At 73.9% G+C, this 21,400-nt stretch carries 14 protein-coding genes; 5 read left to right on the forward strand and 9 right to left on the reverse strand.

Annotation, left to right across the window (positions count from 1 at the left end; translation table 11 throughout):
• Nucleotides 1-56: 56 nt before the first annotated feature.
• Together ACFWNV_RS00930 and ACFWNV_RS00935 are read right to left on the reverse strand one after the other, a co-directional pair.
• A complete protein-coding gene (locus ACFWNV_RS00930) occupies nucleotides 57-914 on the reverse strand; it encodes a GNAT family N-acetyltransferase (protein WP_383938413.1) in 858 nt (285 codons plus the stop codon).
• Between the two features lie 144 nt (nucleotides 915-1,058).
• Nucleotides 1,059-2,282 carry a helix-turn-helix domain-containing protein gene (locus ACFWNV_RS00935; protein ID WP_383938417.1) on the reverse strand — a complete coding sequence of 408 codons (1,224 nt, stop codon included), beginning with the start codon at nucleotides 2,280-2,282 and terminating at the stop codon, nucleotides 1,059-1,061.
• A gap of 363 nt (nucleotides 2,283-2,645) precedes the next feature.
• Here ACFWNV_RS00935 and ACFWNV_RS00940 point away from each other — a divergent pair, with 363 nt between their 5' ends.
• Entirely contained in the window at nucleotides 2,646-3,899 is a 1,254-nt protein-coding gene (locus ACFWNV_RS00940) for an ATP-grasp domain-containing protein (RefSeq protein ID WP_383938420.1), read from the forward strand.
• Nucleotides 3,900-4,096: 197 nt separating this feature from the next.
• On the opposite strand, the gene ACFWNV_RS00945 is transcribed toward ACFWNV_RS00940, so the two are convergent.
• Complete coding sequence (locus ACFWNV_RS00945; RefSeq protein ID WP_383938423.1) at nucleotides 4,097-4,273, reverse strand: hypothetical protein; 177 nt, start codon at nucleotides 4,271-4,273, stop codon at nucleotides 4,097-4,099.
• A gap of 305 nt (nucleotides 4,274-4,578) precedes the next feature.
• On the opposite strand from ACFWNV_RS00945, the gene ACFWNV_RS00950 reads away from it, so the two are divergent.
• Nucleotides 4,579-5,799: a helix-turn-helix domain-containing protein gene (locus ACFWNV_RS00950; protein ID WP_383938426.1), complete on the forward strand. Its 1,221-nt coding sequence runs from the start codon at nucleotides 4,579-4,581 to the stop codon at nucleotides 5,797-5,799.
• Nucleotides 5,800-5,915: 116 nt separating this feature from the next.
• Here the strand turns inward: ACFWNV_RS00950 and ACFWNV_RS00955 are convergent, their stop codons facing one another.
• The 4 genes from ACFWNV_RS00955 to ACFWNV_RS00970 form a co-directional block, all read right to left on the reverse strand.
• Complete coding sequence (locus ACFWNV_RS00955) at nucleotides 5,916-6,923, reverse strand: alpha/beta hydrolase (RefSeq protein ID WP_383938430.1); 1,008 nt, start codon at nucleotides 6,921-6,923, stop codon at nucleotides 5,916-5,918.
• Entirely contained in the window at nucleotides 6,920-7,351 is a 432-nt protein-coding gene (locus ACFWNV_RS00960; protein ID WP_383938433.1) for a RidA family protein, read from the reverse strand. The genes ACFWNV_RS00955 and ACFWNV_RS00960 overlap by 4 nt, the downstream gene beginning before the upstream one ends.
• Nucleotides 7,352-7,430: 79 nt before the next feature.
• Nucleotides 7,431-8,702: a cytochrome P450 gene (locus tag ACFWNV_RS00965; protein WP_383938436.1), complete on the reverse strand. Its 1,272-nt coding sequence runs from the start codon at nucleotides 8,700-8,702 to the stop codon at nucleotides 7,431-7,433.
• A complete protein-coding gene (locus ACFWNV_RS00970; protein WP_383938439.1) occupies nucleotides 8,699-12,001 on the reverse strand; it encodes an amino acid adenylation domain-containing protein in 3,303 nt (1,100 codons plus the stop codon). Before ACFWNV_RS00970 ends, ACFWNV_RS00965 begins: the two co-directional genes overlap by 4 nt.
• A 250-nt stretch (nucleotides 12,002-12,251) precedes the next feature.
• Between ACFWNV_RS00970 and ACFWNV_RS00975 the strand changes: the two genes are divergently transcribed.
• Nucleotides 12,252-15,233, forward strand: coding sequence for a type I polyketide synthase (locus ACFWNV_RS00975; RefSeq protein WP_383938442.1), 2,982 nt, complete (start codon nucleotides 12,252-12,254; stop codon nucleotides 15,231-15,233).
• Nucleotides 15,234-15,361: 128 nt separating this feature from the next.
• Here ACFWNV_RS00975 and ACFWNV_RS00980 read toward each other — a convergent pair whose 3' ends face one another.
• A complete protein-coding gene (locus tag ACFWNV_RS00980) occupies nucleotides 15,362-17,407 on the reverse strand; it encodes a prolyl oligopeptidase family serine peptidase (RefSeq protein ID WP_383938445.1) in 2,046 nt (681 codons plus the stop codon).
• Complete coding sequence (locus tag ACFWNV_RS00985; protein WP_383938448.1) at nucleotides 17,400-18,296, reverse strand: TauD/TfdA dioxygenase family protein; 897 nt, start codon at nucleotides 18,294-18,296, stop codon at nucleotides 17,400-17,402. The genes ACFWNV_RS00980 and ACFWNV_RS00985 overlap by 8 nt, the downstream gene beginning before the upstream one ends.
• A gap of 131 nt (nucleotides 18,297-18,427) precedes the next feature.
• On the opposite strand from ACFWNV_RS00985, the gene ACFWNV_RS00990 reads away from it, so the two are divergent.
• Both ACFWNV_RS00990 and ACFWNV_RS00995 read left to right on the forward strand, forming a co-directional pair.
• Entirely contained in the window at nucleotides 18,428-20,482 is a 2,055-nt protein-coding gene (locus ACFWNV_RS00990; RefSeq protein ID WP_383938452.1) for a non-ribosomal peptide synthetase, read from the forward strand.
• On the forward strand, nucleotides 20,479-21,306 hold the full coding sequence (locus ACFWNV_RS00995) for a thioesterase II family protein (protein ID WP_383938455.1): 828 nt from the start codon (nucleotides 20,479-20,481) through the stop codon (nucleotides 21,304-21,306). Before ACFWNV_RS00990 ends, ACFWNV_RS00995 begins: the two co-directional genes overlap by 4 nt.
• Nucleotides 21,307-21,400 lie beyond the last annotated feature (94 nt).

Consider the following 21,400-nt stretch of genomic DNA (forward strand, 5'->3'; position numbering starts at 1 on the left):
ACCGCGATGGGTCACGCGCGCCGCCGGGAGCTCGTCGGCCGGAACGGCCGGAAACATCAGAGGAAGTGGCCGCTGGCGAGATAGGGAGCGGGTTCGGCCATGTCCCGGAGGGCGAGATAGCCCTCCTGGCCGATGTCCAGCCGCGCCGCGAGACCGACGTCGACGGCCCAGTGGTTGGCGGTGGTGATGCAGTTGACGAGCGTCTCGCCCCGGGATGCGGCGAGGGCCTCCCACAGCAGGTCCTGAGCGGTGTCCGGCTCCGCCGCAGCGAGGAGCACGGCCCGGTTCTCCTCGTCGTCGATGTACGCGTACCCCGGCCGGCGCAGGTCCTCGGACACGACGAGCCGGAGCCGGTCGAGCATGTACACGTGGTCGGGGCCGTGACCGGCCCCGCGGACCTCCTCGTCGAGCCGGTCCATCCATTCGAGGTCCTCGGCCCGGCCCTCCCGGAGCCCGCTGATCGCGGGCAGCGTGGACCGGTCGACCGTGCCGACCATCCGCATCTGCGGGTAGAGCAGTAAGCCCGCCTTGCGGTAGCGGCGGGTCGCCCCCGGGTGCACCGAGGAGGAGAACAGTCCCGGCCGGCCGTCGGCGTGCGCCAGCGCGGCGTCCATCAGCCTCCGGCCGATGCCCCGGCCCTGGTATCGGGTCAGCACGCCGTAGGTGGCGAGATACCACACCCCTCCGCGGTTCTGGGACATGGCGAACCCGACGACCTCGCCGCCGTCGCCGCCCTCGCGGTCGCCGTCGCCGCGGTCGCCGTCCTCGTCGACCGCGACCCAGCAGCCCGCGGGATCGGTCTCCAGGTAGAACCGCATCCGCTCGATCCACTGCTTCGATCCGGCGTCCGAGCGGGGCTGGATCTCCGGTTCACTGACGCGTCGGCTGCTCTGGTCGGCCTCGAGGAACAACACCGCCGAGGCTCGCTCCGCCGACCGGAGGTCTTCCTCTCGCGCCGGCCTGACCTGCACTGATTCCATTGTCATACGCTACCGGCCGCGTTCGGCCGACCTCCTGGTTCCTGTCCGGGAATACTCGTGTCCGGAGGGCGAATCCGGTCAGCCCTGCCCCCCGCGCCCCTCCGCCAGCGCCTCCGCGAGGGTGCGCCACGTCTCCGCGGCGAGTTCGACATTGTGCGCCTCCACGGCCTGCCGCGCGAGGTCGCTCAGCCGCTGGATGCCCAGGGCCGTCCGGCCGGCCAGTACGTCCAGCCTTCCGCTCAGCACCTGGAGCCGGATCCGGTCGCGGAAGGAGAGCCGCAGCTCCAACGCCTCCGCCTGGTCGCACAGTTCGCGCGCTCTGGCCAGATCGCCCTCGGCGCAGGCGAGCTGGGCGTGCAGCAACAACGCCTCCTGGCGGCGCACTTCGGTTCCCACGAGGTCCAGCGCCGGGCCCACCTGCTCCAGGGTGGCCCGGGCCTTCGCCGTCTGCGGCGGGACGATCTGCAGTAACAGCGAGGCCGCGGCGAGCCGCAGCCGCAGCCAGAGCCCCGGATCCTCGTGGCTGTCCAGACCCTCCAGCGCGCGTTCCAGCAGGTCGTTCGCCTCCTGGTACGCACCCCGGCGGATCCCGACGGTCGCCGCGGCCCACAGGGCCCTGGTGTGGGTGGAGCCTCCGACGGGCCCGGTGAGCGCGCACAGCTCCCGGGCGTGCGCCTCGGCCTCGGCGAGCCGGCCCGCCTCCGCCTCCGCCGACACCAGGGCGTGCAGGGCGCCGGCCCGGTCGGTCAGCGTGAGCCCCGCGGCGGCGTCGACGGCTCCCGCGGCGTACTCGCACGCCTCGGCGATCCGCCCGATGGAACGCGCGCAGCGGGAGTGCTGGGTGTACGCGCGGACGCGCAGCTCCACCACGCCCAAATCGTCTGCGAGCCTGTGCAGTTCGGCGGTGAGCTCGTACTCCTCCGTACACCTCCCCTGCCTGCCCCGCATGCGGGCGAGCAGCCACAGCGCCTGCCAGCGCAGGGCCGGATCCTTTCCGTCGTCGGCCCGCAGGGCCTCGGCGAGGGGGTCGGCCAGGACCTCGTCCAGTTCGTCGGCCACCGAGGTGGCGGAGGCCAGGACTTGGCCCAGTACGGGGCCCTTCTCGCGCGCAAAGGCGGACACGGGGACATCGAGCCGCTCGGCCAGATAGTCCACGCTCTTGGCGGTCGGCGGCCGGGCGCCGGACTCCAGGCGGGACAAGTAGCCGGTCGACATGGCGTCCCCGGCAAGCGCCGCCTGGGACAGTCCGCGACCCACGCGGAGCGCGCGGAGGCGTTGCCCGAAATGAGGCTGTTCCAGCATCTGCACCTCGGAAGGCGTGGGTTGACGCTCGGAGAGACCTCAACCCTCAGGAGGGATGGGCATTATGCCCGTTGTAGGCAAGACTGTCAATATTGGGTAACCCTACGCCGGGCTTACCCCGTTGCACATCGACACTCACCGAGCCACTGGTCGAATGGCTCAAAAAGCCCCGCCCCGTTGGGCAGACGGACATCCCGCAGCGATCGGCCGCACACGCTCTGTCTATCACACGATGCCGACAGTCAGGGCGGCATGGGTCAACAGGGTGCTTGATATTGCCAGCTCTTGGAAATATATGGCAACATGCGGGATCCGTCGCTCCGGCATCGGGGCCGCACCCACCACAGCGAGAGGTCGCGCGCGATGAAGAACGTACTGCTGATCAACTCCAGCCGTGAGATCGCCGCCCGGATGCTCCAGAACCGGGAGGACATACGCCTTTCGATCATCACGATGCCCGAGTACGCGGGCTACTACGCCGACGGCGCGGACGTCGAAGTGGTGGACACCATCGAGGACCTGACCCAGGTGCGGCTGGCGGCACTGCGCATACGGGAACGCAATCCGTTCCAGTACGTGGTGTCCCCCTCGGAGTGGAGCATCCAGGCCGGCGGGTACGTCCGCTCCTACTTCGGGCTCCCCGGGTCCGGGTACGAGGTCGCCAACGCCTTCTCCAACAAGTACGTGATGAAGCAGCGGCTTTCCGCGGCCGGGGTGCCGGTGGCCCGGTTCCGCCTCATCGACCGGTTCGCCGGCGCGCAGGCCGCCGCGGAGGAGATCGGCTGGCCGCTCGTGGTGAAGCGGTCGTGCGGCGGCGGCTCCGAGTACGTCCTGCCCGTGCACGACGCCGACCATCTGCGGCTCCTGGCCCACGAGGACTCCACGGAGCCGATCCGGACCGCGCCGTACCCGCTGATGGCCGAGGAACTCGTCGACATCGAGGCCGAGTTCCACTGCGACGGGGTGGTGCGGGACGGCCTGGTCCGGTTCGCGCCGGTGTCCCGCTACTTCGAGCCGGTCCTGCGCAGCGTGGGCGGCGTCATCGGCTCGTACACGCTGCCCGACGAGCACCCGGACACCCTGGCCGTCACCGCGCTGCACGAGCGGGTCGTCGCGGCGCTCGGGCTCACCGACGGCGTGACCCATCTGGAGGTCTTCAAGACCCCGCACGGCCATCTGGTCGGCGAGGTGGCCTGCCGGCCGGGCGGCGGCGGGATCGCCGACCAGGTGCTGCACCAGTACGGCGTGGACCTGTGGAACACCTTCCTGTCCACGTCCCTGGGCGAGCCGGTGTACGTCGACACGCTGCCTCGCACCGACCACATGATCCAGTACATGCTCCCGCGGCCGGTGGGCACGGTCACCGCGGTCACCCCCGCGGAGGAGCTGCTCGCCGCCCCCGGCGCCGTGTACGCGAAGGTCGGAACCAAGGTCGGGGACAGACTGGACGGCCCGGTCGACTCGTCCGTCTACGCGGGCGTCGTACTGCTGCGGGCGGCCACCGAGGCCCAGGTGCACGAGCGGGTCGCGGACATCGGCGGGCGGTTCCGGATCGAGGTCGCCGAGAGCGCGGCGGGCACCGTACGGACGGCCGCGGGCGCGGTCGGGAAGGGCTGACGCTCCGCGTCCGGCCTTGACCTCGCCCTTGGCCTAGCCGTCGACCTGGCCTTGCCCTTGGCCTTGCCCTTGGCCTGGCCTTGGGCCGTGCTTGTGGTGTGGGCAAAACGCCGGTCACCTTCAGGACTACGGCCGAGGGGGGGCACACCTCGCGAGAGGGTGCCGGCCGTCGGCCTTCCTGAACCGGACCACCGCGCCTACGGCCACTCGATCTCGTCCGTGCCGGCGGCGATCTGCCCGGGCACGGCGGCCGGGGCGAGCGCGACGACGTTCGGCCGGGCGGGCTCGGTCGGCCACTCGATGTCGCTCAGGCCGAACAGGGCGGCACCCAGGGCCGATACGGCGAGGGCGGTGGCGGCGAAGTGCATGCGCATGACTACTCCATACAGACGATTCAGACGGGAATCCGGGAGGGAACGCTGCAGAACTGACGTACCAGCTGAAACAGGCACTCGGTGCCCGGCTGATGCACGCCAATCTAGGACCACTGGCTAACCTTTGACAAGGATGTTTCCCGAAGTTGCCAACAGGTTTGGCAATAGTGACAAGAGACTGGCGAGGTGGTGACCTCGGGCACATATCGCGTTTGGTCACAATGGGTTAGGATGAAGGCACATAAGTCAAACTGTGTGCCTGCAACGGGGGCACTGCGCACCTGAGCACTGAATGTGGGGACGACATGCCACTTGAGACGTCCTTCGGCGTCCGCCTCAAGGCGTTGAGGCAGAAGCACGGACTCTCCCAGGCGGCGCTGGCCGGCGAGGAGATCTCCACGGGCTACCTGTCACGCCTGGAGTCCGGTGCCCGGCAGCCCACCGAGCGCGTCATCGGCTACCTCGCGGAGCGGCTGGGAGTCGACCGCTCGGCGTTCTTCGCCCCCCACAGCAGCGGCTCCCTCAGCGAGGCGGTGAGCGTCGCGGCCTCCACGGACGGCGACGACGGCGCCGAAGCCCTCACCGCCGAACTGGCCGCCTCCCGCAACGAGGACCCGCTGCTGCGCTGGCAGGCCCTGTGGCTGATCGCCCGGTTCCGGCACCGCAGGGGGGAGCGCGCGGAGGAGCGGGCCGCCCTGGAGGAGGCCACCAGGATCGCGGACGGGCTCGAACTCGCCGCCCTGCAGTGCCGTTCGAGGACCGCGCTGGCCCGCTGCCTGCGCTCGTCCGGCCAGGTCCCCGAAGCGCTCGAACTGGCCGTCTCCGCCCACCAGGTGGCGAAGGAGGCCGGCCTGGCCGTCTCCGACACCGGCAAGGCGCTGCTGACCCTGGTCTCGGTCGAGGCCGAGGCCGGCCGGCTGCCGGACGCCCGTGCCCACGTGGACGAGCTGGTCGCCATGGTGGCGGACCGCTCGGACGCGCTGCGGGCCGAGGCCCTCTGGTCCGCCGCCACCGTCCGGTCCCGCCAAGGCGACGACGACGAGGCCCGCGACTTCCTGCGGCAGGCCATGGACTCGCTGGACAGCCGCGTCGATCCCGTCCTGTGGGCCAGGCTGCGGCTGGCCGCGGCCTCCCTGTACGTCCACGCCCGGCCCGCGCTGACCGAGGAGGCGCGCCGCTGCCTCGCGGAGGCGGAGAAGGCCCTCTCCCTCGTCGGCACGCCCTTGCAGCAGCAGGAACTGCTCACGCTGCAGGCGCGCCTCGCCTTCGAGGACGGGCGTCTCGCGGACGCCCGGACCGCCCTGGACCGGCTGGAAACCGACCGCCTCGCCCTCAGCTACCGCGACCGGGTCCGGCTGCGGACACTGGAGAGCCTGCTGCTGGTCGAGGAGGGACACCGGGAACAGGGCCTGGCGCAGCTCAAGAAGCTCGGCGAGGAGGCCCACCGGGATGCGAACCTGGACCTGGCCGCGGAGATCTGGCGGATCCTGGCCGAGGCGCTGGAGAAGCCGGAACGGACGGTCTGATACCCGGTCGGCCCGACCGCCGAAGCACGGAAGTAGCGAAGTACCGAAGCCCTACGGCTCCCCGCGTGGTCCTGATCCGCGGGGAGCCGTAGGGCTTCTTCCGGTGCTGCCGGTGCTCAGCGGTCCAGGATCCGCCGCAGCCAGGCCACCCGCGCGTGGTGGGCCGCCCGGGAGACGACCGCGTCGGGCACCCACTCGTCGAAGCTGTGGAACGCCCCCGACCAGACGTGGAGTTCGGCCTCCCCGCCCGCTTCCCAGATCCGGGCGGCGTACGCGAGGGCGTCGTCGCGCAGGGCCTCCACCGACCCGGCCTCGATGAAGGCGGGGGCCAGGCCCGCCACGTCGGCGGCGCGCGCCGGAGCGGCGTAGGGCGAGACGTCCGGGGTGGCGCGCCGGTCGCCCAGCAGGGCCTGCCAGCCGGCCCGGTTGGACAGTCCGTCCCACAGGCCGACCTGTTCCATCTGTCCGGCGGAGAAGGTGTCGCAGCGGTCGTCGAGCATGGGGAACTGCAGCAGCTGGCCGGCCGGCCGCGGCCCCGACCGGTCCCTGGTCAGCAGGGCGAGTCCCGCGGCGAGCGCGCCGCCCGCACTGTTGCCGCTGAGGACGATCCGCCGCGGGTCGAAGCCCTCGTCGGCGGCGTGCTCGGCGAGCCAGCACAGGCCGGCGTAGCAGTCCTCCACGGGTGCGGGGTCGGGGTGCTCCGGGGCCAGCCGGTAGTCGACGGAGACCACCGCCAGGTCCAGTTCCTGGGCTCGGTCCAGTTCCCCGGCCAGCTCGGTGCTGCGGTGGCTGCCGGCCACCATGCCGCCGCCGTGCGTGTGGTAGACGACGGGGACCGGGCCGGTGGCCGCCGTGGGGCGGCAGATGGTCAGGGTCACCGGCGGGGCGCCGGGCGGGCCGGGGACGGTCCGCTCCTCGGTCTCGAAGGTCCCGCCCCGCCGGATCTGTTCGTCGGTCAGACGGCCGGCCAGGGAGCGGCGGCGGCGGTCGGGGACGAGTGCGGGGGTCAGCGGCATCGGCAGGTCGGCGAGGATCTTGTCCAGCGGGCCGGCCAGTTCGGCGTCGAAGGGGGGAGGCGGGGCCTGCCTGCCCTGCTGCCTTCGGTGCGCGGGGTCGACGCTCACGGGGTTCCTCGCTCGGGGCTCAGCAGGGCGAGGGCGTCGATCTCCATCAGCAGGTCGGGGCGGTACAGGGCGACGACCTGGACGACCGTGCTGGCGGGCGGCCGGCCGGTGTCGATGAACTCGTCGCGGGCGGCGAGGATCAGCGGCACGTGCGCGATGTCGGTGACGTAGTAGGTGAGCTTCATAACCTCGGCGAAGGTGGCGCCGACGGCGGTGAGGCAGCCCTCCATGTTCCGGAAGACCTGCCGTGCCTGCGCGGTGGGGTCGCCCGCCCCGACCAGCCGGCCGGAGGCGTCGAAGGGCATCTGGCCGGCTATCGCGGCCAGGCGTCCGGTTCCCGTCACCACGTGGGTGTAGCCGGAGCTGGGGGCGACCCCGGGCGGGTCGTAGACGTGGCTGAGCGCTGCTGTCGTGATGGTGTCCGCCATGGTGGGCGACTCCTCTGTGCGGTTTCGGTAGGGGCGGTCGGGGTGTGGACGGTTGCGGTGTGCGGTGGCGCGGGGAGCGTCACGCGGGGGTGAGGCGTACGGGGAGGCTCTCGGCGCCGTTGACGTGGATGGAGTGCAAGCGCCGTACGGGGCCGGCCTGTTCGATGCCGCGTACGCCGTCGAGCAGTTCGGAGAACAGGACGCGCATCTCGGCCCGGGCGAGGGTGGAGCCGATGCAGAAGTGCTCGCCCGCGGCCAGGGCGATGTGCCGGTTGGGGCTGCGGGTGATGTCGAACCGGTACGGGTCCGCGAAGACCTCCTCGTCGCGGTTGGCGGAGGGCAGCCACAGCACCACCCGGTCCCCCGCGGCCAGTTGGCGTCCACGGATCTCGTACGGCCGGGTGGCTACGCGCATGCTGTGCGTGGCGCTGGAGGTCCAGCGCAGGACCTCCTCGATCGCCCCGGGCATCAGTCCGCGGTCTTCCGAGAGGCGCTGCCACTGGTCCGGGTGCTCCAGGAAGGCCTGGACGCCGCCGATGAGCGCGAGGCGTCCGTTCTCGGTGGCGCCGATCAGGTTCTCGCAGTTGAGGACGACCTCCTCCTCGGTGAGGAGCTCGCCGTCGACGGTGCCGTTGACCAGGGCGCTGAGCAGGTCGCCGGTGGGCCGTTCCATGCGCTGGAGCAGCAGTTCTTCGAAGTACTCCACGATCCGGGGGTGGGCGACCAGCGAGGTGTGGGCCTCGAAGGCCTCGTTGGTCCACCGGTACAGGGCCTCGTGGTCCCGTTCGGGCACGCCGAGGATGTGACAGATGACCGAGAGGGACAGCCGCCCTGCGATGTCGTGGACGACATCGCAGGTCCCCTGCTCCAGGGCCCGCCCGAGCACGGTGCGGGTGGCCGCGCGTACGGGGCCTTCGAGGCCCCGTACGGCGCGGGTGTTGAACCAGTCCGCCATCAGGGAGCGCAGCTGTTTGTGCCGGGGCGCGTCCGTCAGGGCGAGGGTCAGACCGCCGCCCGGGTCGTCGCCGAGAGCGGCCTTTCGCAGCAGGACGCCGTGGCGGGAGCTGAAGGCCGCGGCGTCCCGGTAGACCTCGCGGATGTCCTCGTGCCGGGTCAGGGACCAGAAGGCGGGCAGGTCGGTGGCGGGATGCCGGTGGACGGGGGCGTGGGTGCGCATCCACGCCCACAGGCCGTGCGGGTCGCCGGTGGCGTGCAGTTCGGGGTCGGTGAGCCGGGCGGGGTCCGTGAGGCGGTCGGGAGCGGTGAGGCGGTCGGGGGCGGTGAGTCGGGCGGGGTCGGTGGGCTCTGTGGGGTCGGTGAGGACGGCGGGCGACAGGGCGGTGGTGGTCATGAGGGGGCTCCTGCGGCGATGGTGTGCACGCGTTCCGTGAAGAGCTTGGCGAGGTCGCGGGCGGTGCTCTCCGCCACGGCGTCCGGCCGGAAGGCGACCTCCAGGCGCAGCCCGCGGTCCGGTGCGGGCCACAGTTCGGCGTGCAGTTCGAGGGGAAGGTCGAGGTAGGGGCGGCGTACGAACCTGGTGCGGGCGCCCGGGAGGTCGAGCAGCGGCTCCGCGTTGTCCTGGCAGGCGAAGAGGGTCTGGTACAGCGGCGGGCGCCCGTCGCCGGGCGGGTCGACGAGGGACACCGCTTCGGGGAACGGAACGTCCTGGGTGGTGAAGGCCCGTGCGACGATCCGGCCGGTGTCCGCGAGGGCGGCCGCCGTGTCCTCCAGGGCGGCGCCGCGCATCCGCAGGCAGAGCATGCCGATGTGGCAGCCGATGGCGTGCTCCAGTTCGGCTCCGGCGCGTTGGGCGAGGGGGACGCCCACGGCGAAGTCCCGCTCTCCCGTGACCTCGGCGAGGCTCGCGGCCCACTGGTGGAACAGGACGACGAACCGGGTGACCCCGGCGTCCGCGGCGGCGGCATCGATGCGGGCGAGTACCGCGGCGGGCACCTCCGCTTCGATCCGGCCCGGCGCCGCCCGCTCGCGCGGGGCCGGTCCGCCGGGCCCCGCCGGCCTCGCCGGACCCGTAGGCCAGCGCAGGGGCGGCAGGCCGGCGAGCTCCTCGCGCAGCCGGGCGAACTGCTCCTCGGGGCGGGCCTGCCGCCGCCGGGCGAGCCGCAGGCGGTGGATCGCCGCGAGCGACGGCCGGGGCCCGAGCGCCGCCGCGGCAGCGGTGAGGCCGGGCCGGTGGCCGGTGGCCAGGTCGCTGGCCAGCACCTGCTGCGACCAGCGGTGGAAGGGGCGCTGGGCGGCCCGGTAGGCGGTGGCGAGGTCGTCGGCGAGGACCCGTTCCGACCAGCCGTCGAAGGCGACGTGGTGCACGACGCAGCCGAAGACCGCCGTCCGCCCGGGGGCGCCGCGGACGGGGACGACGGCGGTGCGCCACACCTCGGCGAGGTCCGGGAAGAGTTCCTCCCCGAGGTGGGTGCCCACGGCTTCCAGCCCCTCGTCCACGTCGTCCGCCGGGGGCAGGACGTCGAGGGGCGGCGCGGGGACGTCCACGGGGCGCACCGCCGGGCGGGGGTCGAGCACGTACGCGGCGCGCAGGGCCTCGTGCCGCTGGTGGACCGCGGCCACGGCGGACTCCAGGGCGGCGAGGTCTAGGTCTCCCTCCACCACCCAGGTGAGCAGGCAGTGACCGGTGCGGTCCTCGGGGTCGAGCAGTTGGCGGGTGAGCTGGACCAGTTGCACGGGCGTCGGCGGCACCTCGGCCGGGGCGGTGTCCTCGGCCGGGACGCTACCCTCGGCGGACGGCGGGGCCTCGGCGGCGAGTCGTGCGGCGAGGCCGGTGACCGTGGGGTGCTCGTACAGCCAGGCGAGCGGGACGGGCCGGCCGAGCCGGGTGGCGAGCCGGGCGCACAGCCGTCCGGCGCCGAGCGAGGTGCCGCCGAGCTGGACGAACGGCACATCGATGCCGACCGCGTCACGGCCGAGCACGGCGGCGAAGGCCTCCGCGACGGCGCGTACCGAGGGGTCCGCGACGGCGCCGGGGCGGATCTCCTCCGCCGCGGGCAGTTCAGGGGCGTGGGGCTCGGACCGCGGTACGAGGGCCAGGAGTGCCCGCTCGTCCAGCTTGCCGCGGGCGGTCACCGGCAGGGCGTCCACGGGCACGACCGCGGCGGGGCGCTGATAGGGGACGAGGGACCGGTCCAGCACGCTCCGGGCGCCGTCCAGCGGGTCGCCGGAGCGCACGGGCACGCAGAACGCGAGGAGTTCGAGGGTGCCGTCGGCGGCGTCGCCGCGGGCCAGGACCCGGCAGTGGCGCACGCTGGGAAGCAGTTGCTCCACCTGGCGTTCGACTTCGGCGGGTTCGACGCGATGGCCGCGGATCTTCAGCTGCCGGTCGGCCCGGCCGGCGTAGCGGAGCAGGCCGTCCCGGTCCCAGTGTCCGAGGTCGCCGGTGCGGTAGACGCGCACCGTGCGGCCGTCGGGGCTCACGTGGTCGAACCTGGCGGCGGTGAGCCCGGGATCGCGCAGGTACTCCAGGGCGAGGCCGTCGCCGGCGAGGCAGATCTCGCCGGTCTCCCCCACCTCGCACGGCCGGCTGCCGTCGAGGACCCACACCTGCGTGCCGGGGACCGGCCGGCCGAGGGGGATGCCGCCGGGCGCGTCGCAGTCGGCTTCGGTGATGCGGTGGGTGGTGGCGAAGACGGTGCTCTCCACCGGCCCGTAGCCGTTGAGGAGCAGGACGGCGGGGTGGCGGCGCAGGAAGCGGCGGACGTGGCCGGGCGAGAGGCGCTCGCCGCCGATGGCCACCTGTCGCAGTCCGCGGAAGCTGTCGGGGGCCTCGTCCACGATCATGTTGAAGAGGCTGCTGGTGAGCCAGACGGTGTCCGCGCCGTGCCGGGTGACGGCGTCGGCGAGCCCGGCCGCCGACAGGTAGGGGTCCGTCACGACCAGGGAGGTGCCGCCGTTGAGCAGGACCGACCAGAGTTCGAGGGAGAAGGCGTCCCACGGGGTCGCGGCGGCCAGCGGCATCACGGTGTCGGCGCCGAACCGGGCGAAGGAGTTCGGCTGGAAGAGGCGCGCGGTCGCCCGGTGTGGGGTGAGGACTCCCTTGGGGCGGCCGGTCGTTCCCGAGGTGAAGAAGACGCAGCAGGGGTCCGAGGCGTCGACCGGGACGGGCACGAAGCCGGGGGCGGGCTCCACGGGGCCGGCGGGCGGCGACCATACGGCGAGGGGGGCCGCGGGGGTGGGAGACGCGGGGGTGGTTGACGCGGCGGTGGTTGACGCGGGGGTGGTTGACGCGGCGGCGGGAAACACGGGGGTGGGAGACCCGGCGGGGGCGATCAGCAGGGGCGGGTCCAGCTGTTCGAGCACGTCCGCGAGGCGGCGGTCGGGCCAGTCCGGGGGCAGCAGGCAGTACGCGGCGCCCGTCTTGAGCACCGCGAGGAGCGCGGTGACCAGTTCGGTGCTGCGGGGCAGCAGGATCGGGACGACGTCGCCGCGGCCGGCGCCGGCGCCGGCCAGTCGTGCGGCCCAGGCGTCCGAGGCGGCGTCCAGTTCCGCGTAGGTGGTCACGCGCTCGCCCTCGACGAGGGCGGTGGCACCGGGACGGGCGCGGGCCCGGCGGGCGAACGCCTCGTGCAGTCCGCCGCCGGGCGCGGAGTTCGGGGGACCTTCGGTCCACTGCGGATCTGGTCGCATGCTCGATCTCTCCCCTCGGGTTGCCGTGGGTTGCCGTCAGCTCCGACAACTACGGGGCGAAGACCAGGGTCTGACCGACCAGGGTGCGACGCCCTCCACCTCTGCCATATTGTCAATGACATTGCCATCAAATTGCCAGTTCTGGCAACCTCATGGGGCAGGCCGGTTTCCGATCGTCTCCCCGAGGCGCCGCCCGGCCCGCCGCCCTCCCGCCCGGGAGGGCGCTCATGGATCGAGCAAAGGTGAGGACATGGCGCGCGACCGTTCCCTCGACATCGCCGTGACCGGCGTCTCCGGCCGGTTCCCCGGCTCGGCCGACCTGGCCGGATGGTGGGAGGCCCTCAAGGCGGGCCGGGTACTGACCACGCGGTACGACAGGCAGCGGCTCGTCGGCGCCGGCGTGCCCGGGCATCTCGTGGACGATCCGGACTTCGTTCCCGTGCACGGGCACCTCGACGATGCCGACCGCTTCGAGAACGCCCTGTTCCGGATCAGTCCGCGCGAGGCGGAGATGATGGACCCCCAGTTGCGGCTGATGCTGGAGTGCGCGTGGACCGCGCTCGAGGACGCGGCCGTGGATCCGCTGGGCTCCCGTACCAGGACGGGCGTGTACGCGTCCGCGAGCGCCAGCGGCTACCTCCACCGCATGATCGCGGGCGGTCTGCTGGACGCCATGACGATCGAGGACGCCCTGCACGGCGCCGCCCCGGACTTCCTGGCGAGCCTCATCGCCTACAAGCTGAACCTGACCGGGCCCGCGCTCGCCGTGCAGACGGCCTGCTCCTCCTCCCTGACCGCCCTCCACCTGGCCGTCCAGGGCCTGCTGAGCGGCGAGTGCGACCAGGCGCTGGTGGTCGCGTCGGGCATGGCCTACCCGCAGGCCGGCCACCTGCGCGTGTCCGGCGGCATCCACTCCGCCTCGGGCCACTGCCGGCCCTTCGACGAGCACGCGGACGGGGTCGTGGCCGGGTCCGGCGTGGGCTGTGTCGTCCTGCGCCGGCTGGAGGACGCGCTCGCGGAGGGCCCCGAACCCTACGGGGTGGTCCTCGGCACCGGGATCAACAACGACGGTGCGGCGAAGGCCGGTTACTACGCCCCTTCCGCCGCCGGCCAGCAGGCCGCGATCCGGGCCGCGCTGGACGCCGCCGACGTGGACGGCGCGAGCATCGGGTACCTGGAGACGCACGGCACGGGCACCGCCATCGGCGACCCCATCGAGTGGTCCGCGGCCTCGACCGCGTTCCGCGAGGCCGGCGCGCACCCGGGCCAGATCGCGGTGGGGGCCCTCAAGGCGAACACCGGCCACCTCGACAATGCCGCGGGGCTCGCCGGGCTCATCAAGGCCCTGCTGGTGGTCCGGGACGGCATCGTGCCACCCCTGGCCGGATTCACCCGGCTCAACCCGCTGCTGGAGAGCGACGGTTCGCCGCTGCACGTCCCGACGCGGGCCGTCCCGTGGACGGGCCCCGAGCCGCGCCGGGCCGGGGTCAGCTCCTTCGGTGTCGGCGGCACCAATGTGCACGTCCTCGTAGAGGCCCCGCCCGTGCGCGCCCCCCGGCCGCAGGAGGTGAGCACACCGGCGGCGGAGCACCTCATCGTGCTGTCCGCGGCCGACGCCGCGGCACTGGACCGCTCCGCCGAACGGCTCGGGCGCCATCTGGCCGCGCACGCGCCGCACACGGCCGACGTGGCCCGGACGCTCGCCACCGGACGGGCCGCACTCGGCGAGCGGCTCGCGGTGACGGGCCGCAGCCCGGCGGAGGTCGCCGAACGCCTCGCCCGTGGCACCGGTGTGGTGCGCGGCAGCCGTCCCGTGCACGGGCCCGCCCCGCTGGTCTTCGCGTTCCCCGGGCAGGGAACCCAACGGCCCGGGATGGCACGGCCGTTCGCCGAAGCCCTGCCCGGTTTCCCGGCGGCCCTCGCGGACTGCCTCGCCTCCTTCGAGCCGGAGCTCGCCCAGGTCCTGGGCAGCGCCCTGTACGACCCGGACTTCCCCGAGGCCGAGCTGGCCCGGACGGCCCTGGCCCAACCCGCCCTGTTCGCCGTGGAGTTCGCGGCCGCCACCGCGCTGCGCGGGCTCGGCGTGGTGCCGGCCGCGGTGGTCGGGCACAGCCTGGGCGAGATCACCGCGGCCTGCGTGGCCGGGGTGTTCGAACCGGCCGCCGCGGCCCGTCTGGTGGCCCTGCGCGGCCGGTTGATGCAGGACTGCGTACCCGGCGCCATGCTCGCCCTGGGCTGCGGCGAGAGCGAGACCCGCGCGCTCATCGGCGCCTCGGGCCTGGCCGTGGAGGCGGCCGCCTTCAACTCGCCCGCGGCCAGCGTGGTCGCGGGCTCCGAGGGGGCCGTCGCGGCCTTCGAGTCCTGGCTGGCGGGCCGGGTCCACGCACGGCGGCTGCGTACCAGCCACGCCTTCCACTCCGCGCTCATCGAACCGGCCGTGGCGCCGCTCGGCGAGGAGCTGTCGCGGATCGCCGTACGGCCGCCCGTACTGCCGTGGGCCACGACGAGCGGCCGGCTCGTGCTCCCCGGCGAGCCCGTCGACCCGTACGGCTTCGCCGAACGGGCCCGCGACACCGTGCGGTTCGCCCGGGCACTCGACGCGCTCGCCTCTCACCTGCCCGGGGCGGTCGTCCTGGAGGTCGGGCCGGGCCGGGCGCTGTCGGCCATGGCGGACGCCGCGGACCTCACCGCGGTGCCCCTCACCGCGGGGGGCGCCGTACCGGGCACCGCCCGCGAGGTGCTGACGGCGCTGGGCACGCTGTGGACCCTGGGCCAGCCGGTCGCGCTCGGCGCCCTGTGCGCCACGGGCGAGCCGGTCCGGCTGCCCGGCTATCCCTGCGCCGGGCCGCGCCGCACCGCACCGGAGGCGGCCGCCCTGCCGGGTGGCGCCGGGATTTCCGCTCACGCCACCGCTCCCGGGCAGCCCGGGGCCGGTGCGGAGGCCGGGTCGCTCCCGCCCGGGGCCGCGGCCCCGGCCGCCGACCCGGGCGTGCTCCTGCCCCGGCTCTGGCACGAGCTGCTCGGCCACGAGGAGCTGACCGACGAGGCGGACTTCTTCCTGCTCGGCGGCGACTCCCTGCTGGTCACCCGCCTCGCCCGCAAGCTGCACGCGGAGCTGGGCGTCAAGGTGCCGATCCGCGGGCTGCTGCTCGGCAGGACGCTGGGCGGGCAGATCGAGCTCGTACGCGGCCTCCTGGACCCCGTACCGGCGCCCGCTGCCGCGGCCGGCTGAGCCGGCCGCCGCGGCGCGGAACGGCAGCCGCCCCCGGACGGGTGTCCGGGGGCGGCTGCCGTTCTGTGCGGCCTGCTCTGTGCGGCCTGCTCTGTGCGGCCGGTGCCGTGCGGCCGGCTCTGTGCGGGCTAGGCCGCCTGTTCCGTGCCGAGGGCGGCCGTCAGCCCGGTCCGGGGCACGCCGGGTGCTTCGAATCCGAATACCTGGGCGTAGAGGGAGAGTTCGGCGTGCAGGCAGGCGATGACCGTGTCCGCCCGGCGGAAGCCGTGCTGCTCGCCCGGGAAGGTGAGGTAGGCGTGCGGGACCCCGCCGTCCCCGATCCGTTCCAGGAAGGCTTCGGCCAGGGAGGGCAGGCAGATGGGGTCGTCGAGGCCCTGAAGGAGGACGAACGGCGCCCGGATGCGGTGGGCCCCGCGCAGCGGGGACACCTCGGCGTACCGTGCCGCGGCCTGCGGCCAGGGGCCGACCAGGCTCTCCAGGTAGCGGGACTCGAAGTCGTGCGTACCGCCTTCGCTCCAGCTCTCCGGATCGAGGAGCGGGTAGTAGATGCCCGCGGCGCCGTACAGATCGGGTTCGGTGGCGAGGGAGGCCGCCGCCGTCCAGCCGCCGGCGCTGCCGCCCCGGATGCCGAGGCGGCGGGGATCGGCCAGGCCCTGGGCCACCAGCCCCCGGGCGGCGGTCGCGCAGTCGCGTACGTCGACCACGCCCCACTGGCCGCGCAGCCGGTCGCGGTAGTGCCGGCCGAAGCCGGTGGAGCCGCCGTACTGCACGTCGACCACGCCGATCCCGCGGCTGGTGAAGTAGGCGACGGACAGGTCGGCCACCAACTGGCTGCGGGTGGTCGGTCCGCCGTGCGCCTGGACCAGGAACGGCGGGAGCTCACCCTGCGGTGCCGTGCGACCGGGGTGGTACGGCGGGTACACGAAGGCGTGCACCTCCTCGCCGTCCTCCCCCCGGAACACGGCGTGGTGGCCCGGCGGCAGGTGGTCCGCGTACGCCGTGTCGGGAGCGCGCAGCACCTGGGCCCCGGCCACCGGTTCGTCGGCGTCCGGATCGATCAGGAGCAGGGTGCGCGGCCGGCGCGGACCGGCGGCGCTCGCCACCAGTCCGCGGCCGTCGGCGGCCAGGACCGCCCACTCGGTGTACTGCTCCGCGCCGTCGAAGTCCCGTAGCACGCCGTCTTGTTCCAGCACCGCGAGCCGACGGCCGCCCGTGCCGTGGGTGACGAGGATGCGGCCCCCGCCGAGCGGGAAGAACCACTGGGCCCCGATGCGCCACAGGGCGTCGCCGAACTCCTCCGCGCGCGGACACAGGGCGCGGCTCGTGCCGCCCGGGGCGAGTTCGTAGAGGTTCCACCAGCCGTCCAGGTCGCTCAGCAGGTAGAGCACGCCGGGCCGGTCCGGGTCCCATTCGGCCTGGCTCACCGAGTGGCCCGGTCCGCCGGCCACGGCCTCGGCCGCGCCGAGCACCCCGTCCGGTCCCGTCGGGGCGCACATCACAGTGGTCCCGTCCCAGGGCATGTCCGGATGGTCCCAGCCGAGCCAGCACACCTGCGTGCCGTCGGGCGACACCTTGGGGCCGGTCATGAAGTGGTGGCTGGCGGCGAGCACCCGTACGGCTTCCGGGTCCCGGCCGGCCGACGCGTCGAGCGGAAGCGCGACCAACTCCCTGCGTACGTCGGCCGGATGGTCGCCGATCTCCTCCTCGCGCAGGCACCAGACCTCGTCGCCGACCCGGGTGAAGTCGCAGTAGCGGGCTCCCTGGGGCACCGCGGGCACCGGGCTGATCGGCTCCGGAGCGCTGCCGGGCCTCATCCGGTACACCCGCTGGTCGGCCCAGTGGGTGAAGACGCAGCCCTCTTCCGGGCCTTCCCCGAGCGGGAGCCAGGGCCGGCCGCCGTACTCGATGACCCGGGTGCGCACGTCCCAGTCGGGGCCGAGCACCTCCTCGACGGCCCCCTCGGGGGTGCGGCGTACGAGGACGCTGCGACCGGAGTCGCCGGGGCGCAGCTCGGTCCACCACACCTCCTGGCCCACGAGGGCGGCCCATTCGATGCGCGCCTCGCCCGCCGCGGCGACGGCCGCGGTGATCGGGGAGTCCCAACTGCCGTACGGAGCTGTTTGTTTCGTCTGTCCGGGCACCGGCGCGGGCCCGGAACTCCGGGGGTCAGTCACGGCCCGCGCTGTACGAGGTGGTGTCGCCGCGCAGGGCCTCGCTGGGTCGGCCGTCGACCCCGACGGGGATGGGTGCGACGACGGTGAGGCGCTCCCCGCGCCGGTACTGGTTGCCGTAGTCGTAGATCGCGTAGTGCGCCGTGGACTGGTTGTCCCAGATCGCGATGTCGCCGACCCTCCACTGCCAGCGGACGTTGTGCTCGGGCCGGACGAGGTAGCCCTGGAGCATCCGGATGATGTCGCGCGAGGCCTCGGGTCCGTAGCCCACGACCCGGCGGGCGAAGCCCCCGAGCAACAGGGACCGTTCGCCGGTCTCGGGGTGGACGCGCACCGCGGGGTGCTCGGCCTCGAACGCGGTCGAGATGTAGTGGCCGCGCTCGATGACGGTGTCGTCGGTGAAGTCGCAGTCGTTGCTGTGCACGATCCGCAGCCGGTCGGCGAAGTCGCGCAGCTCCGGCGGCATGCTCCGGTACGCGCTCGCGGCGTTGGCCCAGACGGTGTCCCCGCCCACCGGGGGGATCACCTTGCTGTGCAGGAACGCGAAGGCCGGCGGGCGCTCGATGAAGGTGAGGTCGGTGTGCCAGTGGTTGGCGCGGGTTCCCTGCTTGGAGTCCATCTCCCGCAGGTTCGGGCGGCCTTCGGGTGCCTCGTAGATGGGGTGTCCGAGGGTCAGGGTGCCGAAGCGCTGCGCGAAGGCCGCCTGGGCCTCGTAGTCGAGGTCCTGGTCGCGCAGGAAGATCACCTTGTGCTTGAGGAGCGCCGCGCGGATCGCGGCGACGGCCGTGTCGTCGAGCGGGCCGCTCGCGTCCACGCCGCCGATCTCGGCGCCGGTGTTCGTGGTCAGTGGCGTGACGGTCACGCCGGTCTGCGGGAGCAGAGTCTCCGTCATGGCTGTTGCCCTTCGTTGGAGTTGCCCGGGCCGGGATCCACCACCCGGGTTTGACAAAACATTGCCACCTTCGTGACACGTCTGGCAATATCAATTGCCATGCAGCTCCACGGACCAGCGAAGGAGTCACCATGGCACCGCTGACGCGGTACGAGACGTCGGCCGCCGTGCCCACGGCGCCCCCACCTCCGGCCGGGGGCGAAGCGCCGCCCCCGGTCCATGAACTCGTGGGCCGGTTCGCGCGGACCGTCCCCTCCCGCACGGCCGTGCGCAGCGGCGCGAGCAGCATCGGCTACGGCGAACTCGACGCGTGGGCCGGCCGGATAGCCGCCGGGCTCGCCGCCCGGGGCATCGGGCGGGGCGACCGGGTCGGGGTGCTCGCCGAGCCCTCCACCGCGATGGTCGCGGCGGTCCTCGGCATCGTGCGCAGCGGCGCCGCCTACGTGCCCGTGGACCCCTCCCATCCCGACCGGCGGATCGGCGGCGTACTCGCCGACGCAGGGGTGAGCGCCGTGGTGGTCACCGGCAACGGCGGCGACCGCCTGGCAGGGACCGGCGTGCCGGTAATCTCCGCGGAGGCCGTGGCGACGGCGGCGACCGGGCGGGACACGGAGAACGGGGCTGGGGCCGGGCCCCGGGGTGAGGCGGTCGGCGGAACCCCGGGGCCGCCCGCCGTCACGGTGTGCGAGGGCGATCCCGCGTACCTCATCTACACCTCCGGCAGCACCGGCGAGCCGAAAGGAGTCGTCGTCGAACACGGCCAGCTGGCCGCTTCCACCGCGGCCCGCCGCCTCGTCTATCCCGGCGAGCCCGTCTTCCTCCTCGTCTCGCCGCTGGCCTTCGACTCCTCCGTGGCGGGGCTGTGGGGCACGCTCACGGCCGGCGGATGCCTGATCGTCGCCTCCCCCGACGAGGTACGGGATCCCGAGCGCCTGGTCGAGCTGGCCGAGCGGCACGCGGTCACCCACCTGCTGTGCGTGCCCTCCCTCTACGGCGTGCTCCTCGACGCCGCCCGCCGACTGGGCGGGGAGCGGCTGCGCTCCCTGGAGACCGTGATCGTGGCGGGCGAACCGCTGCCGCCCGAGCTGGTCACCCGGCACTTCGCCCAGCGCGCGGGCGACACCGCGCTGGTCAACGAGTACGGGCCCACCGAGGCGACCGTCTGGGCCAGTTACCACCGCTTCGAAGCCCCCGGACCGGTCACGATCGGCCGTCCGGTTCCCGGAGCCCGGCTCTACGTGCTCGACGAGGCGCTGCGCCCGGTCCCCCCGGGCGGCGAGGGCGAGCTGCACATCGGCGGTGCGGGCGTGGCCCGCGGGTACCACGGCAGGCCGGAGGCCACCGCGAAGGCCTTCACCCCGGACCCGTTCACCGACTCCCCCACCGCGCGCATGTACCGCACGGGCGACCTGGTACGCGAACTCGCCGACGGCACACTGGCGTTCCTCGGCCGCCGCGACCACCAGGTCAAGATCCGCGGGCACCGAGTGGAACTGGGCGCCGTCGAGGCGCACTTGTCCGAACTGCCGGGGGTCCGGGAGGCGACCGTCGTGGTGGACGGCACGGGCGGCTCGCTGGTGGGCTTCGTCCTCGCGGCGGACCCGACGGAGCGGACGGACCCGGCGGAGCCTGCCAGTGCGGCAGCTCCCGTCGACCCGGCCTTCCTCAAGCAGCAGTTGGCGATGCGGCTGCCGGGTGCCATGGTGCCCGCGCGCATCGTGGTGCTCGACCGGTTCCCGCGCACGGTCAACGGCAAGACGGACCGGACCGCGCTGAGCCGGCGCGCTGCGGAAGAGCCGGCGGCCGTGCGGGTCGAGGTCGCAGTCGGCCAGGCGCCCCGGGCGGCCACCGGCGATCTGCCCGCGCAGGTGTCCGCCGCCTGGGCCGAGGTGCTCAAGACCACGCACGTGCCCGGCGACGTCAACTTCTTCGATCTCGGCGGACATTCACTCGCCATGTACCAGCTCCGCGAGGCGCTCGAACGGCACACCGGGCAACGGCCGCCGCTGGTCGCCCTGTTCCAGCACACCACCGTGGAGGCGCAGACCGCGCTGCTGCGCGACGGCGCGGACCAGCCGGCGGACGGCGCTCGGGACGCCCGGGCGCGGCAGGACGCCGCCCGCCGGGCCCGCGCCCTGCGGGCGAGCCGCCTGACCGCGGAGAAGACGGAGGCCGAAGCGTCATGACCACCGCCACTTCCCCCGCCTCCCTCGCGTCCTCCCCCGTGCCCTCCCCCGGTTCCGCCTCCGCCTCCTCCCGCCTGTTGCGGTGCGCGGCTCCCGATCCCGACGCACGGGTCCGGCTCGTCTGCTTCCCGCACGCCGGAGGTTCCGCGGCGTTCTTCCGCGACTGGGGCGCGGCCCTGCCCGGCATCGAGGTGCACGCGGTGTGCTATCCGGGGCGCGCCGAGCGGATCGCCGAGCCGCCGTCGACCGACCTGCGGCAGCTCGCGCACGAGATCGCCGACGCGGTCGCGGAGCTGGCCGACCGGCCCGTGGCCCTGTTCGGGCACAGCATGGGCGCGCCCGTCGCGCTGGAGACCGCCGCGGCACTGGAGGCCCGGGGCATCGACCCGGTCCGGCTGTTCGCGTCGGGCTCGCGCAACGCACCGTACCCGCCGTCCGGGGACGGCTCGGACACCGATGACGAGGACACGGACGACGCCGCCGTCATCGAGCACCTGCTCACGCTCGGCGGTACGGATCCCGAGCTGGCCGCCGACCCGGAGTTCCAGGAACTGGTCCTGCCCTATGTGCGCGCGGACGGACGCGCGTTCCGCACGTACGTCCCCCGTCCGGACCTCTCGGTGCGGTGCCCGGTGACCACGGTCAACGGGGATGCCGACGCGGACGCCGACCTGCGCCCGTGGGCCGAGCTGACCCGGGGCGGCCTGCGGGAGCACGAGATGCCGGGTGACCACTTCTATCTGGTGCCGGCCCCTCCGCACGCCCTGATCCGGCAGGCCCTGATCCGGCAGGCCCCGGCCGCGGCGCCCGCCACCGCGGGCTGATGTCCACCGGGCGGGGGGGGCCCCCCGCCCCCCCCCCCCCCCGACCCCCCGCAACCCCCGGCCCCCCAAACCACCCCCCCGGGTGGGGCCGCCC

This window comes from Streptomyces sp. NPDC058401 (assembly GCF_042722885.1).
GTDB lineage: Bacteria > Actinomycetota > Actinomycetes > Streptomycetales > Streptomycetaceae > Streptomyces.